We start from the raw sequence: 16,086 nt of genomic DNA on the forward strand, positions 1-16,086 counted from the left end.
CCCCGGCCACCAGCAGACAGATTAACTTCTTCTTCATCGACATTCTCCTTATGGGTCGTTATTGCAGGCGTTTCGACGTTTAATTCTTTTATTGCGGGTTTTTCTGGTGGCCGTTTTTATCCGTCGCGCGTTCTCTCAAACGCACGACGGGAATTACTTCGCACCTGATTTACGCAGCGCGCCGTCCAATCGGCGAACCCACTGCGCCAGGCGGCGTGCCTGCCGTAGCGGTTTCAGCGGGGTCGGGCTGGATGAAGGCCATCTGCATATCGCGCATGCGCTTCTTTTCACGTGCGCTCATCAGCTGGTTCACGGCGATCACACCAATCGTCACGGCGCTGATAAAGAGCGTCGCCAGCGCATTCATCTCGGGGTTCAGACCCAGACGCACACGCGAGAACACCACCAGCGGCAGCGTCGTCGAGCCGGGGCCCGAGAGGAACGCGGAAAGCACCAGATCGTCGATCGAGAGCGTGAACGAGAGTAGCCAGCCGGAGAGCAGCGCCTGCGAGATCAGCGGCAAGGTGATGACGAAGAACACCTTCAGCGGCGTGGCGCCCAGATCGAGCGCCGCTTCTTCAAGCGACTTGTTCATCTCCTTCACACGCGACTGCACGATGATCGCGACGTACGACACGCACAGCATCACGTGGCCGATCCAGATCGTGAGGATGCCGCGTCCTGCCGGCCAGCCAATCATCTGCTGGAGCGCCACGAAAAGCAGCAGCAGCGAGATACCCTGGATGACTTCAGGAATCACAAGCGGGGCATTGATCATGCCGGTGTAGAGCGTGAAACCGCGAAAGCGACCCATGCGTGCCAGCACGAAACCGGCCCACGTCCCGATCACCACCGACGCAAACGCCGTCATCAGACCGATCTTCAGCGACAGCCACGCCGCAGAAAGAAGCTCATCGTCCTGCAGCAGCGCCGCGTACCACTTGAGCGAGAAGCCCGACCACACCGTCACCAGTTTCGACTCGTTAAACGAATAGACAACGAGGCTGATAATCGGGATATAGAGAAACAGAAAACCAAGCGTGAGGACGCTGGTGGAAATCGCGCGATTGGGCTTGATCATTTGCTTTCCTCCAGTTCCTTGACCTGGTAGTACTGAAAGACTGCCATCGGCACGAGCAGCAGCAACACCATCGCGACGGTGACAGCCGAGGCCATCGGCCAGTCCATGTTGTTGAAGAACTCGTCCCACATGACGCGGCCGATCATGAGCGTGTCCGCGCCGCCGAGCAGTTCGGGGATCACGTATTCGCCCACCGCCGGAATGAATACCAGCAGGCTGCCCGCGATAATCCCGTTCTTCGAAAGCGGCAGCGTGATCTTCGTGAACGCCACCCACGGCTTCGCGCCCAGGTCATACGCGGCTTCGAGCAGCGTGAGATCCATCTTGCAGAGGTGCGCGTAAAGCGGCATCACCATGAACGGCAGATACGAATAGACCATGCCGATATAGACGCCTGCATCGCTGTGATAGAGACGCAGCGGCGAATGAATCAGGCCGATGGCCATGAGCGCGTGATTGAGCAGGCCGTCGTCCTTGAGAATGCCGATCCACGCATAGACGCGGATCAGAAACGACGTCCAGAACGGCAGCATGACCGCCATCATCAGCACATTGCGCGTGGCCGGATTGGAGCGCGCGATGTAATAGGCGATGGGGTAGCCAATCAGCAGACAGAAGAACGTCGATACCGCCGCCATCTTCAGCGAGCTGATATAGGTGGCGATATAGAGGCTGTCCTGCAGCAGGAACGCGTAGTGCGAAAGCTGCAGCGCGAGATGGACCATGCCGTCCTTCATCTCGACCAGGTTCGAATAGGGCGGAATGCCCATGACCTGATCGGCGAAGCTGATCTTGAGCACCAGCACGAAGGGCAGGGCGAAGAACAGCGCCAGCCAGATGAACGGCACACCGATCACGGTGGTGCGGCCCGAGGGCACGAAGCGCGAGAAGAAGCGCCCCAGCGCACCGCGCTTGACCGCGCCACGCGGCGCGGCGGAAGTAGAGGGAACGGAACTCATTTAGGCATCCTCCTCATCAGGCCGTGAGCACGACGCCGCTGGACGGCGACCACGACACATAGACGTCGTCGTTCCAGGCCGGCGTGCCTTCGTTCATCAGGTGCGAGCTGGACAGGTTCGAGACCACCACCTTGCCGCCCGGCAGACGCACGTGATAGAGCGAATAGCTGCCCATGTAGGCCACATCCGTGACCACGCCGCGCGCCCAGTTGTTGGCGGTGCCCGGCTTCTCGCGCGTCACGCGCACGCGTTCGGGGCGCACCGAAATACCCACCGGCATGCCCAGCGGCCCGGTCACACCGTGGCTCACGTACATGCGCGTTTCCAGATCCTCGCTTTCGACGAAGATGTGATCGGGTTCGTCCTCCACGACCTTGCCTTCGAACAGGTTGGTCGAGCCGATGAATTCGGCGGAGAAACGGCTGTTGGGGAATTCGTAGACTTCGCTGGGCGAGCCGATCTGCACGATGCGGCCTTCGCTCATGACGGCGAGGCGATTGGCCATCGTCATCGCCTCTTCCTGGTCGTGCGTGACCATCACGCAGGTGACATCGACCTTTTCGATGATGTTCACGAGTTCGAGCTGCGTCTTCTGGCGGATCTTTTTATCGAGCGCCGACATCGGCTCGTCGAGCAGCAGGAGTTTGGGGCGCTTGACCAGCGAACGTGCGAGCGCCACGCGCTGCTGCTGGCCGCCGGAAAGCTGATGCGGTTTGCGCTTGGCGTAGCGGCTCATCTGCACGAGATTGAGCGCATCGGCCACGCGTTCCTTGATTTCGTTCTTCGGCACGCCTTCCTGCTTGAGGCCGAAGGCGACGTTGGTTTCCACGCTCATATGCGGAAAGAGCGCGTACGACTGGAACATCATGTTGACCGGGCGGCGATACGGCGGCAGCGAGGCGAGGTCTTCACCATCGACATAAATCTTGCCGGAAGTGGCGGTTTCGAGACCCGCGAGCATGCGCAGCAGCGTGGACTTGCCGCAGCCCGAGCTGCCGAGCAGGGCGAAGAGCTCGTTCTTCGCGATGTTCAGGCTCACGTTGTTCACGGCGGTGCTGTCGCCGAACTTTTTGACGACGTTTTCGATGCGTACGAAAGCGTCGCGGGAGCTGGCCGTCGCGGCAGCGCGCGCGGCTTCGGAGGCGTTGACTTGGGACGTCGAATTCATGATGTAACTGGTTCCTTTCTGATCGCGGCACTGCCCGTTCTAGCGTGCCTGCATCGACTGTTTGCCGAAACGCAGGCATGAGCCGTCCCGCACGGGGCGCCGAAGCGACTCGCGGAGGTCAGTACTGCGAACGGAGCTCGTTGGAGACTGGCGCGTCGTTTTACACAGGAGCGGCGCGCTCAGCCGGACTTCGAACAGCGGACTTCTGGCGGAGAGGGGTCGAGCGATCCCTCATCCGCGCGTTGTCTCCTTCCTTCTCCTTCGGCGCCCAGCCGTTCATCGACGGCTTTGAAGCGCCGGGTTGAGGCTTAGTGGCCCGTCTTCAACTGCGACCACAAACGGTTTTCGAGGCGCAGGATGTCGGCCGGCATCGGCTTCATCAGCGTCATCTTCTTGAGCACTTCGTCGCCCGGGTAGACGGTCTGGTCCTGCGCCACCGCCGGCGTCACGAACTGGCGCGCGGCCTTGTTCGCGGTCGGATAGAACACCTCGTTGGTGATCGCGGCATTGACCTTCGGATCTTCGATGTAGTTGATCCACTTCAGTGCGGCTTCGGGGTGCGGTGCATCCTTCGGAATCACCATCACGTCGAACCACAGCAGGCCGCCTTCCTTCGGATTGGCGAACTTGATGTGATACGAACGCTTGGCTTCCTCGGCGCGGCGGTGAGCGATGCCCACGTCGCCCGACCAGGCGAACGCGACGCAGATGTCGTTATTCACGAGGTCGTTGATGTAGCCCGACGAATTGAACTGCGTGATGTACGGGCGGACTTTCTTCAGCACTTCGAAAGCGGCCTGGTAATCGGCCGGGTTCGTGCTGTTGGGGTTCTTGCCCATGTATTGCAGCGTGGCGGCGAAAGCGTCGACGGCCTGATCGAGGAACGACACGCCGCAGCCCTTGAGCTTCGAGAGATATTGCGGATCGAAGATCAGCGACCAGCTATCCACCGGTGCATTCGCGCCCAATGCCTTTTCGATGGCTTCCTGGTTGTAGCCCACGCCGTCGGTGCCGTAGGCCCAGGGCACGCCGTACTGATTGCCCGGATCGGCGTCGGCGATCATGTGCATCAGCAGCGGGTCGAGATTCGAAAGATTGGGGAGCTTGGATTTATCGAGCTTCTGGTACACGCCGGCCTGGATCTGCTTGGCCATGTAGTTCGATGTGGGCACAACGATATCGTAACCCGAGCTGCCTGCGAGCAGCTTGGCTTGCAAGGTGTCGTCGCTATCGTAGTTGTCGTACTTGACGTGAACGCCCGTCTGCTTTTCGAAGTTCGGGATCGTGTCTTTCGCGATGTAGTCGGACCAGTTGTAGACGTTCAGTGCGTCGTCCGCGGCGCGAGCCGGCTGGCTCGAAGTCGCCGTGAGACCCGCACAGACGGCAAGCGCGGCCAGTGCGACGGCATGACGAAGATGTCTGACACTCATGTTGATTTCCCCAGATGATGAAGGTCGGCGGGCGGCGCCCGCACCCCGTTGTGCGCCGCCGGCCCTTACAGTTGCAGCGTTACGAAAGTCCCAGTTGTTGCGCGGTTGCGTCGATGGCCTTTTTCGCCTTCGACACGATTTCGTCGATCTCGCCGCGCGTGATGACGAGCGGCGGCGAGAGCAGCATGCGGTCGCCCGTGGCGCGCATGATGAGATTGCCGTTGAAGCAGAAGTCGCGGCAGATCGTGCCCACGTCGCCGCCGTTCGCGAAGCGCTTGCGCGTCTTCGGATCTTCGGCGAGCTGCAGACCGGCCACGAGACCCGCGCCCGAAATGTCGCCGATGATCGGATGATTCGCGAAGGTTTCGCGCAGCTGTTGCTGGAAGTACGGACCGGTGTCCGTCTTCACGCGCTCGACGATCTTCTCGTCGCGCAGCAGCTTGAGGTTCGCCACGGCAACGGCGGCCGCAACCGGATGGCCCGAATACGTGAGGCCGTGATTAAAGTCGCCGTTCTCGATCAGTACCTTCGCCACGCGGTCATGCAGACCGACCGCGCCCATCGGCACATAGCCGCTGGTGAGGCCCTTGGCGAGCGTGATGAGGTCCGGCTCGAAACCGAAGTGCTGATGCGCGAACCATTCGCCCGTGCGGCCAAAGCCGCCGATCACTTCGTCTGCGCACAGCAGGATGTCGTACTTGCGGCAGATACGCTGGATTTCCGGCCAGTAGGTCGAGGCCGGGAAGATCACGCCGCCGGCGCCCTGGAACGGCTCGCCGATAAACGCGGCGACGTTCTCCGCGCCCACTTCCAGGATCTTCGCTTCGAGCTGCTGCGCACGCGCGAGGCCGAATTCCTCCGGCGTCATGTTGCCTTCGGCTTCGCCGTAGAAGTACGGCTGGTCGATGTGAACGATGTTCTCGACCTTCGAGGGCATCTGCTCGTGCATATAGCCCATGCCGCCCAGCGTGCCGCCCGCGATGGTCGAACCGTGATAGCCGTTCTTGCGCGAGATGACGACCTTCTTCGACGGCTTGCCTTGCGTGAGCCAGTATTGATGCACGATGCGCAGCACCGTGTCGTTACCTTCCGAGCCGCTGTTGCAATAGAAGAAGTGGTTGAACGGCTCCGGCGAAAGCTCGGCGAGCAGGGCCGAAAGCTCGATCACCGGCGGGTGCGTGGTCTTGAAGAAGGTGTTGTAGTACGGCAGTTCCTGCATCTGCGTGTACGCGGCGTCGGCCAGTTCCTTGCGGCCATAACCCACGTTCACGCACCACAGACCGGCCATGCCGTCGATGATCTGGTTGCCTTCCGAGTCCCACAGGTACACGCCCTTGGCCTTCACGATCACGCGGCTGCCGCTCTTGTTGAGCGACCCCATGTCCGAGAACGGATGGATGTGATGCGCCGCGTCGAGCGCGCGATATTCGGCCGTGGTGCGAGCGGTTTGCGATGATTGCGCGCGCAACGTCGTCGGCACTTCCTGCAGTGCGCTGGCGGGGGCGTCGATCCGATAGCTCATTTTCAATGTCTCCTTTCTATTACACGTGCAGCAGCAGGTGCTTGCGTTCCCACGAGCTGATCACGCGGAAATACGCTTCGTATTCGGTTTCCTTGAGCGCGAGATAGGCGCGCACAAACTTTTCGCCGAGGATGTCGTTGAGCGGCTCGCAACCGCTCATCAGCGTGAGGCCTTCCTCCAGATTGCGCGGCAGCTGGTAAGGCAGCGCGTAACCGTCGCTCAGCAGCGGCTCGGTGGGCTTGAGGTGCTGCGTCATGCCCAGATAACCGGCGGCCAGCGTCGCGGCGATCGCGAGGTACGGGTTCGTGTCCACGCCCGGAATGCGGTTCTCCACGCGGCGCGCAGCCGGCGACGAATACGGCACGCGGAAGCCCACGGTGCGGTTGTCGTAACCCCAGGCCACGTTGATCGGCGCGGCCATGAAGCGCGACAGACGGCGATACGAATTGATGTACGGTGCGAAGATCGGCATCAGTGCCGGCGTGTATTTCTGCAGGCCCGCGATATACGCATGGAACATGTCCGTGGGCTTGCCGTCCGCGCCGGTGAAGAGGTTCTGGCCGCTTTCCGCCGAGACGAGGCTCTGGTGGATGTGCATGGCCGAACCCGGCTCGTTTTCCATCGGCTTCGCCATGAAGGTGGCGTACATATGGTGACGCAGCGCGGCTTCGCGCACGGTGCGCTTGAAGAGGAACACGCGGTCGGCCAGACCCAGCGGTTCGCCGTGCATGAAGTTGATTTCCATCTGCGCAGCGCCGACTTCGTGAATCAGCGTGTCGACTTCGAGGTCCTGAATTTCGCAGTACTCGTAGATATCTTCGAAGAGCGGATCGAACTCGTTCACCGCTTCGATCGAATACGCCTGGCGGCCCGTTTCCGGACGACCCGTACGGCCGATCGGCGGCGCGAGAGGAATATCCGGATCCTTGTTCATATCGACGAGATAGAACTCCAGTTCCGGCGCGATGATGGGCTTCCAGCCCTTCGCTTCGTAGAGTTCGAGCACGCGGCGCAGCACGCGGCGCGGCGAGATTTCAACGGGCGAGCCGTCGAAGTGCACGCAGTCGTGGATCACCTGGGCGGTCGGATCGGTCGCCCACGGAATGATGCGGATCGTCGAAGCATCCGGCACGCAGACCATGTCCGGGTCGGTGACACCCGTGAGGCTGCCGTCTTCCGGGTAATCGCCGGTGACGGTCTGGATCATCACGGCCTGCGGCAGGCGCATGGATTCGCCCGATTCGAACTTGCTGCGCGGAATGATCTTGCCGCGCGCGATGCCGGCCATATCCGGGATGATCGCTTCGATTTCGGTGATGTGATGTTTCTTCAGGAATTCGTCGATGTCGTGCATTTTCGTTCTCTCTGTTCTGTGTGGGCCGGCGTCAGACCTGCGCGGCATGCGCGCGTGCGGGGTGGCGTGCGGCCCCGCCCTGTATTCGTGCAAGCATGCGGGCGCGGCAGGCGTCGCCAAAGGCGCGGAAGATAGCGGTGGAAAGGGCGTTTTGTGCGTGCAGCCACTCGGGGTGCCATTGCACGCCCAGTGCAAAACTGCTTGCGTTCGCAACGGTGATGGCTTCGACCAGTCCGTCCGTAGCCGTTGCGTCCGCAACGAGTCCGTGACCGAGCGTGTCGATGCCCTGACCGTGCAGCGAATTCACGCGTGCTTCGCGTGCGCCGCCTGCGAGCTTCTGCAGCAAACCGCCTTCCGTTAGCGCGATGGTGTGCGCGGGACCATATTGCGTTTCGAGCGGATCAGCCTTGTTTTCACGATGATCGTTGAGGCCGTCCACCGCATGTACTTCCTGATGCAGCGTGCCGCCGAACACCACGTTCATTTCCTGAAAGCCGCGGCAGATGGCCAGTACCGGCACCCCTGCGTCGATGGCCGCGCGCAGCAGCGGCAACGTCGTGGCGTCGCGCGCCGGATCGTGCAGCGTGCCAGCGGCGCTTGCCGGGCCGCCATAACGGTGCGGCTCCACGTTCGAATAGCTGCCTGTAAAGAGCAGGCCGTCCACAGCGTCCAGAATGTCCGCCGTAGCCTGCCGCTCACCCAGTGCGGGCAGCACGAACGCGAGTCCATCCGACCCATCGACAGCAGCGGCGATGTACTTCTCACCGGCTACGTGCGATGCGTGCGGCCCCATCATGGTGCGATCGGCGGTAACTCCAATCAATGGTTTGGTTCGCATGACTAACGTCTTGTTTCTTCTTCCCGTTGCATCGCAAATCAGGCTGTTTTTAGCGATGCTTCAGGCGTGACATGACCTTGCAACCGTGCAGAAGACACGGCCGCAAACCTTTAAGTGCGGGGCGCAGCGGCGCTAACGGATCGCGCTACGCGTGGAGATCATGTACGCAGTTCGTTTCCTGCCGTTATGGGGCGCGACGGTGTTCAGGCGTGCGCATCCACATCGTGCGCGCGCAGCAAAACCACCCGCTCGCGATCGACGGCTGAAACGAACAACGCAGGAAGGAGAGGCGCTAGGGCAGCAGCGACGCGACTTCGTCGGTATGCACCGCGATAAATGCGCGTGCCGAGACGGCGTTATGGCGACGGACGGACCGACGGGAAAGGATTGTGAAGACTGACAGGAGCGGACGAGAGGCAAGCCTGCCGCTACTGCCATCGGCGATGGCGGCGCAGTCACTGCGAAGACACCTCGCATGACTTCGATCCCATCTCACCAGAGGGCCACGGACTCTCACAATTACACTCGACTGGAGTTTGTTGATCACTGTTTTTCGATGCGCGGCATGGAAACTGCGCTCTTCAGCATCGACACATAGGTGTCATTCGATGTATTGAGCATTGATCGCGTATTGCAGGGCAATGTAATGCGCTTTTCATCGTTCGATCGACCTGTGTTTCAGCATATACGAGCCAAAAAGGCCGTCAATTATTTTTTTACGTTTTTTATGTCAGCACTTTCCCCAAGACGCCCGCAAACGTCGCGCAGTACGAAATATCCTGCACTGTCTTTATATTTCGAATAACTTACAGGGGTTAGTACTGACGCAAAAAAAAACAAACTGATTAGAATATTCAACACGCCACCGCACCGCCGTGTTGCATTTCGGCCTGGATCCTGCGTGCGCTTCCAGTGTGTTTCCTGACCCAAACGGTTCTTCAATCGGTTCTTTAATCGTGTCCGAGTCTGTATCCGTTTCCTCTGAAGTTGCCACGCGTTTGCGCTACGTGCGCAAACGCTATGGGCTGTCGCAACGCGAGCTGGCCAAGCGCGCGGGCGTGACGAATGGCGCGATTTCGCTTATCGAGCAAAGTCGTGTCAGTCCCTCGGTGGGTTCGCTCAAGAAGCTCCTCGAATGTATTCCGATGAGCCTCGCGGAATTCTTCACATTTGATCTCAACGAGGGCGCGAGCATCGTGTCGCGGCGCGGCGAAATGCCGAACCTCGGCAACGCCTCCATCGAGTTCTACCTTGCGGGCGCTAATGTGAAGGACCGCAATATGGGCATCATGCGCGAGGTGTATCAACCGCTCGCCGACACCGGCCCGGAAATGCTCTCGCACGCGGGACATGAAGGCGGCGTGGTGGTGGCGGGCCAGATCGAACTGACCGTGGACGGCACCACCTGGCTGCTCGACCCCGGCGACAGCTATTACTTCGAAAGCCGCTTCCCGCACCGGTTTCGCAATCCCAGCGCAAACGAAGTCTGCGAAGTGGTGTCGGCGAATTCGCCGCCCACCTTCTAGGTTTCATCGCCCGCTTCGCAGGTTTCATCAACGCGCGTATCCGGTTCGCCTGTTGCCGCTGCTTCGGCACGCCGGGCGGATCGTCAATCATTGAGGCATCCTGATGGAAAAGAAAACTCTCGCTTACTGGCAGGACAAGGCCGCGACGCTGAAGATCGAAGGTCGCGCATTCATCGACGGCGCGTATCGCGACGCCTACTCGGGACGCACCTTCGATTGCGTGAGCCCGATCGACGGCCGCGTACTCGCGAACGTGGCGGACTGCGGCGCTGCCGATGTGGATGCAGCGGTGGCGGCCGCGCGCCGTGCCTTCAACGATGGCGTGTGGGCGGGCCTCAATCCGCGCGCGCGCAAAGCCATTCTGCTGCGCTGGGCCGCGCTGATGCGCGAACACCTCGACGAACTCTCGTTGCTTGAAACGCTCGACGCAGGCAAGCCCATCGGCGATACGACTTCAGTCGACGTGCCCGGCGCGGCGTACTGCGTCGAGTGGTTCGCGGAAGCCATCGACAAGGTCGGCGGAGAAGTGGCGCCCGCCGACCATCATCTGGTTGGGCTCGTCACGCGTGAGGCTATCGGCGTGGTGGCGGCCGTCGTGCCGTGGAATTTCCCGATCCTGATGGCCTCCTGGAAGTTCGGACCGGCGCTGGCCGCGGGCAATAGCGTGGTGCTCAAGCCCTCGGAAAAATCGCCGCTCACCGCCATTCGCGTGGCGCAACTCGCCCATGAAGCCGGCATTCCTGCGGGCGTGTTCAACGTGCTGCCCGGCGGCGGCGAACCGGGCAAGCTGCTCGGCCTGCATCGCGACGTGGATTGCATCGCGTTTACCGGCTCGACCAACGTCGGCAAGCAGATCATGCAGTACGCCGGCCAATCCAACCTCAAGCGCGTCTGGCTCGAACTGGGCGGCAAGTCGCCGAACATCGTGCTGCCGGATTGTCCGGATCTGGACCGTGCGGCCAACGCGGCGGCGGGTGCGATCTTCTACAACATGGGCGAGATGTGCACGGCGGGTTCGCGCCTGCTGGTGCATCGCGACATCAAGGACGTGTTCCTTGCGAAGCTCGTTGAAGCTGCGAAGGCGTATAAACCTGGTAATCCTCTTGATCCGAACGTGTCGATGGGCGCAATCGTCGACAAGATCCAGATGGAGCGCGTGCTCGGTTATATCGAAGCAGGGCGCAAGGACTCGAAGCTGCTGTTCGGCGGCGAGCGCGTCAACGAAGCGACCGGTGGCTTCTATGTCGAGCCGACGGTGTTCGACACGCATCACGACGCACGCATCGCGCGCGAAGAAATCTTCGGACCGGTGCTGTCAGTCATCACGTTCAGCACCATCGACGAAGCGGTGCGCATCGCCAATGACAGCGATTACGGTCTGGCGGCTGCCGTGTGGACGTCTAACCTCACGAACGCGCATGAAATCTCGCGTCGTCTGCGTGCGGGCACGGTCTGGGTCAATTGCTACGACGAAGGCGGCGACATGAACTTCCCGTTCGGCGGCTTCAAGGAGTCGGGCAATGGCCGTGACAAGTCGCTGCACGCACTTGAGAAGTACACCGAACTGAAGTCGACGCTCGTGCGTCTGCGTTAAATCACGATCAGGCGAGCCATTCGCCCGCGTGGCGCCGCGCAGAAGTGCGCCGCCACGCAATCCCCTCAATACAAAAGACATCATGCACATGGACGACACGATCCACGGCGACGGCGCGATCCGTCGCGGCTCGCTCTACGGCGCTTCCATCGAGAATACCTACGCGGGCGTGCTGTCGTTCATGCGCCGCAACTACACCCGTGATCTGAACGGCGTGGACGTGGCGATCAGCGGCGTACCGCTCGACCTTGCCACGACGTTTCGCTCAGGCGCGCGACTGGGGCCATCGGCAGTTCGCGCAGCGAGCGTGCAACTGGCGGAACTGCATCCGTACCCGTGGGGCTTCAATCCTTTCGATACGCTGGCCGTGACCGACTACGGCGATTGCTGGTTCGACGCCCACAATCCGCTGTCGATCAAGCCCGCGATCATCGAGCATGCGCGCACCATCCTGCGCTCGAATGCGAAGATGCTCACCTTCGGCGGCGATCATTTCATCACCTACCCGCTGCTGATCGCACACGCGGAAAAATACGGCAAACCGCTTTCGCTGATTCACTTCGACGCGCATTGCGACACCTGGCCCGACGATCACCCGGACAGCCTCAATCACGGCACGATGTTCTACAAGGCCGTCAAGGAAGGACTGATCGATCCGAAGACATCGGTGCAGGTGGGCATCCGCACGTGGAATGACGACTTTCTGGGCATCAATATGCTGGACGCCGCCTGGGTGCATGAGCATGGACCGCGCGCGGCGCGTGATCGCATCCTTGAAATCGTGGGTGAGAGGCCCGCGTATCTGACCTTCGATATCGACTGTCTGGATCCCGCGTTTGCGCCGGGCACCGGGACGCCCGTGGCGGGCGGTCTGTCGTCCGCCCAGGCACTGGCGATCGTGCGTGGGCTGGAAGCACTGAATCTGGTGGGCGCGGATGTGGTGGAAGTCGCGCCCGCTTACGATCAAAGCGAGATCACGGCGCTGGCCGCTGCGCATCTCGCCTGCGATCTGCTGTGCCTGTGGCGTCAGCGCAAGGTCGCGGGTCAATAAGGCATTCCGCAGCCACGCCGCCGCGTTGGCGACGGCGTGCGCTCAACGTTCGACCAGCAGTCCGAGATTGATGCGCACGCGCTGAAGCATCTCGCCGAACTGCTCGGCTTCTTCCGGCGTAAAGCCCACGAGGGCTTCGTCCTGCACTTCATCGCCCACGCGGCGTGCCGACGTCAGCACGCCCGCAGCTTTGGCGGTGAGGCTCACGAGCCATTCGCGGCGATCTTCCGGATTGGGCTCGCGCACGACCCAGCCGCTTTCCTCCATACGTTCCAGCATCCTGCCAGCCGAAATTGGCGCGACTTCGAGCCGCTCGGCAAGGCTCGCCTGATTGATGGGGCCGTAGTGGTCGAGGTACGCGAGCATGCGGCACTGTGCGCGCGTGAGTTCGAGCGATGACTTCGCCAGTTCGTCGTAGCGCTTGCCATAGAGACGGCCCACGTCGACGATCAAGAAGCCGAAGCGTTTTTCGAGGTCGGTAGTCATGGCGCAATTATAAGCGGCGGCCTTCAGGTTGCTCACCGCGGATGCGGCCTGCATGCGGGTCGACGTCGGGATTCTTTCCGATTGCGCAGAAAGGGGCGATTCGTATAATAAGCAGGCTTATCATTTTTTCGAACCGCGTTCCCGAACCTCGTCCGATTCCACGATGACTGCAGTCCCGCAAGGCCTGGCCGCGCAGCGTGAAGCTGCGCCCCTGAACCGCGGCATGATCACGCTGTCGATCATGCTCGCCACGCTGATGCAGACGCTCGACAGCACGATCGCCAACGTAGCGCTGCCGCATATGCAAGGCACGCTTTCGGCGTCGCAGGATGAAATCACCTGGGTGCTGACCTCGTACATCGTCGCGGCAGCCATCGCCACGCCGCTCACGGGCTGGCTCGCCGATCGCTTTGGCGTGAAGCAGTTGCTGGGCGTGGCGATCGCGGGCTTCACGGTGGCCTCGGCGCTATGCGGATTATCGGAAACACTCGGGGAAATCGTCGCTTCGCGCTTGCTGCAAGGCGTATTTGGCGCGTCGCTGGTGCCGCTCTCGCAGTCGATCCTGCTGGACATCAATCCGCGCGAGCGCCAGGGACAGGCGATGGCGGTCTGGGGCATGGGCGTGATGGTGGGTCCGGTGCTCGGGCCGACGCTCGGCGGCTGGCTCACGGACAGCTACAACTGGCGCTGGGTGTTTTTCATCAACGTGCCGATTGGCGCCTTCGCGTTCTTCGGTGTCTCCACCTTCATGCCGGCGCGCGCGCGGGGCGGCCAGGCGCGCTTCGACCTGTTTGGCTTCGCCACGCTGGCGCTTGCCATTGGCGCATTGCAGGCGCTGCTCGATCGCGGGGAGCAACTCGACTGGTTTGGCTCGCTCGAAATCCGCATCGAGGCGCTGGTGTCCGCGCTGGCCTTTGCGTTCTTCATCGTCCATACGGCAAGCTCCGGGCCCACCACGTTCTTTCGCTATCAACTGCTGAAAGACCGCAATTTCGCGACCGGCACGTTCTTCATCTTCGTGATCGGCGCGGTGCTCTATGCCACGCGCGCGCTGTTGCCGCCGATGCTGCAGAACCTCATGGGCTACCCGGTTGCCACCACGGGCCTGGTCACGGCGCCTTCGGGCGCGGGCACGATGGTCGCGATGCTGATCGCGGGGCGCATGCTCAAACATGTCGATGCGCGCGCCATGCTGCTGTTCGGCTTCGTCGTATCGGCGTACGCGCTATGGCAGATGATGCAGTACACCATCGTGCTGTCGGTGTCGGATATCGTCTGGCCAGGCGTGGTGCAGGGCTTTGGCCTGGGCTTCGTGTTCGTGCCGCTTTCCGCGCTCACCTTTTCCACGCTCACACCGCAATTGCGCGCGGACGGCACGGCCACCTATAGCCTGATGCGCAATATCGGCAGCAGTATCGGCATTTCGATTGTGCAGACCTTCGTTACGCGCGGCACTCAGGTCGCGCATTCGGATCTGGCCGCGCACATCACGCCGTTCAATCCGATGATGCAACCGATGCTTGCCACCGGCTCGCGCTACGATCTGGCCGTGCTCAACCAGGCCATCACGCAGCAGGCCACGATGATCGCCTATCTCAACGACTTCAAGATGATGTTCGTCGCCACGCTGCTGGTGATCCCGCTGCTGGTGCTGATCCGGCCTTCGGGCGGCGGCGGCGCAGTCGATGCGGGCCACGCGGCGATGGACTGAAAACGCGGGTTCTTCATACAAGTCCTCCGGGTGTACGGCACGCCGTTTGCTCTCTGTAAGCCATTCCATCGATCAGGAGAGACGACGATGAACTGGCTCAAAAGCAGCAAGACCGGTCGTGGTGCTACGCGCGCGGTTTTCATCGGTGCAATTGTCGCGATAACGCTGGGCGCGAGCGCCTGCACGCTGGGCGGCGCGGCCGCAGGCGGCTACGTCGGTAACAAGGCGACCGACGGCAGCGCAGTGGGCACCGTGGGCGGCGCAGTGGCGGGCGGTGTGATCGGCCACGAACTCAGTAAATAAAACAGCCCAATCAAGCCAGGCGGCGCGTCAAATGCGTTGTGCAGTCACGCGCCGCTTGTACGATCCGACGTCCGATTTTCATTCTTGCCCTTCCTTTAACCCTACTCAAACATCGGTTGAGTAGCGGCGTGCGGTCCCACATCGGGAATCTATACTTTTCGCTCGTCTGACTCGCACGGTTCCCGCGAGCGTCAAAAGCCACTTCACGGTCCGTTCGTTTTCGAATGTTCGCGCATTACGATTCGTAATCCGAACGATAAGGAATGGATTCGCCATCTCGCCAAGGCTATTTATGCAAGACATCCTGTCCCAGGCATTTGCGATGCCCCTGAGCAATCCCGCGTTTCCGCCGGGGCCGTACAAGTTCGTCAATCGCGAATTTCTGATCATCACCTATCGCACCGATCCCGAGAAACTGCGCAAGATCGTGCCCGCTCCGCTCGAAATGACTGAGCCGCTTGTGAGTTACGAGTTCATCCGCATGCCGGATTCCACCGGTTTTGGCGACTACACCGAAAGCGGCCAGGTGATTCCGGTTACGTATGAGGGCAAGCCCGGCACCTACACGCATGCGATGTATCTGGACGACCACCCGCCGATCGCGGGTGGCCGCGAACTGTGGGGCTTTCCGAAGAAGCTCGCCTCGCCGAAGCTCGCGCCGTTCTCGGACACGCTGGTTGGCACGCTCGATTACGGTCCCGTTCGCGTGGCCACCGGCACGATGGGCTACAAGCATCGCGAACTCGACCTGGCTGAACAAACCCGGCGTCTCGCGGGCGCGAACTACCTGCTCAAGATCGTGCCGCACGTGGACGGCACGCCGCGCGTGTGCGAACTCGTGCGCTACTACCTGACCGATATTCAGCTCAAGGGCGCATGGACCGGGCCGGCCGCACTGCATCTGATGCCGCATGCGCTGGCCCCCGTCGCCGATCTGCCGGTGCTCGAAATCGTCGAAGCGCGTCATTTGATTGCGGACCTCACGCTCGGTCTGGGCGAAGTGGTGCATGACTACCTCGCGAAGTCAGCGCGGCAAACCACTCTTTCACAATGAATACGGAAC

At 61.4% G+C, this 16,086-nt stretch carries 15 protein-coding genes; 6 read left to right on the plus strand and 9 right to left on the minus strand.

What is annotated here, in order from left to right; translation table 11 throughout:
* Positions 1 to 169: 169 nt before the first annotated feature.
* The 8 genes from F3J17_RS32165 to F3J17_RS36375 form a co-directional block, all read right to left on the minus strand.
* Complete coding sequence (locus tag F3J17_RS32165; protein WP_167069261.1) at positions 170 to 1,081, minus strand: ABC transporter permease subunit; 912 nt, start codon at positions 1,079 to 1,081, stop codon at positions 170 to 172.
* Positions 1,078 to 2,040, minus strand: coding sequence for an ABC transporter permease subunit (locus F3J17_RS32170; RefSeq protein ID WP_167069263.1), 963 nt, complete (start codon positions 2,038 to 2,040; stop codon positions 1,078 to 1,080). Before F3J17_RS32170 ends, F3J17_RS32165 begins: the two co-directional genes overlap by 4 nt.
* A gap of 16 nt (positions 2,041 to 2,056) precedes the next feature.
* Positions 2,057 to 3,208 carry a polyamine ABC transporter ATP-binding protein gene (gene potA / locus F3J17_RS32175; protein ID WP_167069265.1) on the minus strand — a complete coding sequence of 384 codons (1,152 nt, stop codon included), beginning with the start codon at positions 3,206 to 3,208 and terminating at the stop codon, positions 2,057 to 2,059.
* A 308-nt stretch (positions 3,209 to 3,516) separates the two neighbouring features.
* Complete coding sequence (locus tag F3J17_RS32180; protein WP_167069267.1) at positions 3,517 to 4,638, minus strand: polyamine ABC transporter substrate-binding protein; 1,122 nt, start codon at positions 4,636 to 4,638, stop codon at positions 3,517 to 3,519.
* 79 nt (positions 4,639 to 4,717) lie between these two features.
* Complete coding sequence (locus tag F3J17_RS32185; RefSeq protein ID WP_167069269.1) at positions 4,718 to 6,160, minus strand: aspartate aminotransferase family protein; 1,443 nt, start codon at positions 6,158 to 6,160, stop codon at positions 4,718 to 4,720.
* A 19-nt stretch (positions 6,161 to 6,179) separates the two neighbouring features.
* The gene (locus F3J17_RS32190) at positions 6,180 to 7,514 is read right to left on the minus strand and encodes a glutamine synthetase family protein (protein ID WP_167069271.1); all 1,335 of its coding nucleotides are present in this window, start codon (positions 7,512 to 7,514) and stop codon (positions 6,180 to 6,182) included.
* A gap of 31 nt (positions 7,515 to 7,545) precedes the next feature.
* Positions 7,546 to 8,352 (minus strand): gamma-glutamyl-gamma-aminobutyrate hydrolase family protein, encoded by an 807-nt coding sequence (locus F3J17_RS32195; protein WP_167069273.1) that lies wholly within the window; start codon positions 8,350 to 8,352, stop codon positions 7,546 to 7,548.
* Positions 8,353 to 8,644: 292 nt separating this feature from the next.
* A complete protein-coding gene (locus F3J17_RS36375) occupies positions 8,645 to 8,869 on the minus strand; it encodes a hypothetical protein (protein ID WP_224013171.1) in 225 nt (74 codons plus the stop codon).
* Positions 8,870 to 9,308: 439 nt separating this feature from the next.
* Here F3J17_RS36375 and F3J17_RS32205 point away from each other — a divergent pair, with 439 nt between their 5' ends.
* The 3 genes from F3J17_RS32205 (at position 9,309) to speB (ending at position 12,523) form a co-directional block, all read left to right on the plus strand.
* Complete coding sequence (locus F3J17_RS32205; RefSeq protein WP_167069275.1) at positions 9,309 to 9,878, plus strand: cupin domain-containing protein; 570 nt, start codon at positions 9,309 to 9,311, stop codon at positions 9,876 to 9,878.
* A gap of 103 nt (positions 9,879 to 9,981) precedes the next feature.
* Positions 9,982 to 11,472, plus strand: a complete 1,491-nt coding sequence (locus F3J17_RS32210) for an aldehyde dehydrogenase (RefSeq protein ID WP_167069278.1) — start codon at positions 9,982 to 9,984, stop codon at positions 11,470 to 11,472.
* Between the two features lie 88 nt (positions 11,473 to 11,560).
* The gene (gene speB / locus F3J17_RS32215; protein ID WP_167069280.1) at positions 11,561 to 12,523 is read left to right on the plus strand and encodes an agmatinase; all 963 of its coding nucleotides are present in this window, start codon (positions 11,561 to 11,563) and stop codon (positions 12,521 to 12,523) included.
* 42 nt (positions 12,524 to 12,565) lie between these two features.
* Here speB and F3J17_RS32220 read toward each other — a convergent pair whose 3' ends face one another.
* Entirely contained in the window at positions 12,566 to 13,009 is a 444-nt protein-coding gene (locus tag F3J17_RS32220; RefSeq protein ID WP_167069283.1) for a MarR family transcriptional regulator, read from the minus strand.
* A gap of 163 nt (positions 13,010 to 13,172) precedes the next feature.
* Here F3J17_RS32220 and F3J17_RS32225 point away from each other — a divergent pair, with 163 nt between their 5' ends.
* The 3 genes from F3J17_RS32225 (at position 13,173) to F3J17_RS32235 (ending at position 16,077) form a co-directional block, all read left to right on the plus strand.
* Positions 13,173 to 14,720 (plus strand): DHA2 family efflux MFS transporter permease subunit, encoded by a 1,548-nt coding sequence (locus tag F3J17_RS32225; RefSeq protein ID WP_167069285.1) that lies wholly within the window; start codon positions 13,173 to 13,175, stop codon positions 14,718 to 14,720.
* Positions 14,721 to 14,807: 87 nt separating this feature from the next.
* Positions 14,808 to 15,023 (plus strand): glycine zipper 2TM domain-containing protein, encoded by a 216-nt coding sequence (locus F3J17_RS32230; protein ID WP_167069287.1) that lies wholly within the window; start codon positions 14,808 to 14,810, stop codon positions 15,021 to 15,023.
* A 292-nt stretch (positions 15,024 to 15,315) separates the two neighbouring features.
* Positions 15,316 to 16,077, plus strand: a complete 762-nt coding sequence (locus F3J17_RS32235) for an acetoacetate decarboxylase (protein ID WP_167069290.1) — start codon at positions 15,316 to 15,318, stop codon at positions 16,075 to 16,077.
* Positions 16,078 to 16,086: the final 9 nt, after the last annotated feature.

This window comes from Burkholderia sp. Ax-1719 (genome assembly GCF_011753055.1).
Lineage (GTDB): Bacteria > Pseudomonadota > Gammaproteobacteria > Burkholderiales > Burkholderiaceae > Paraburkholderia.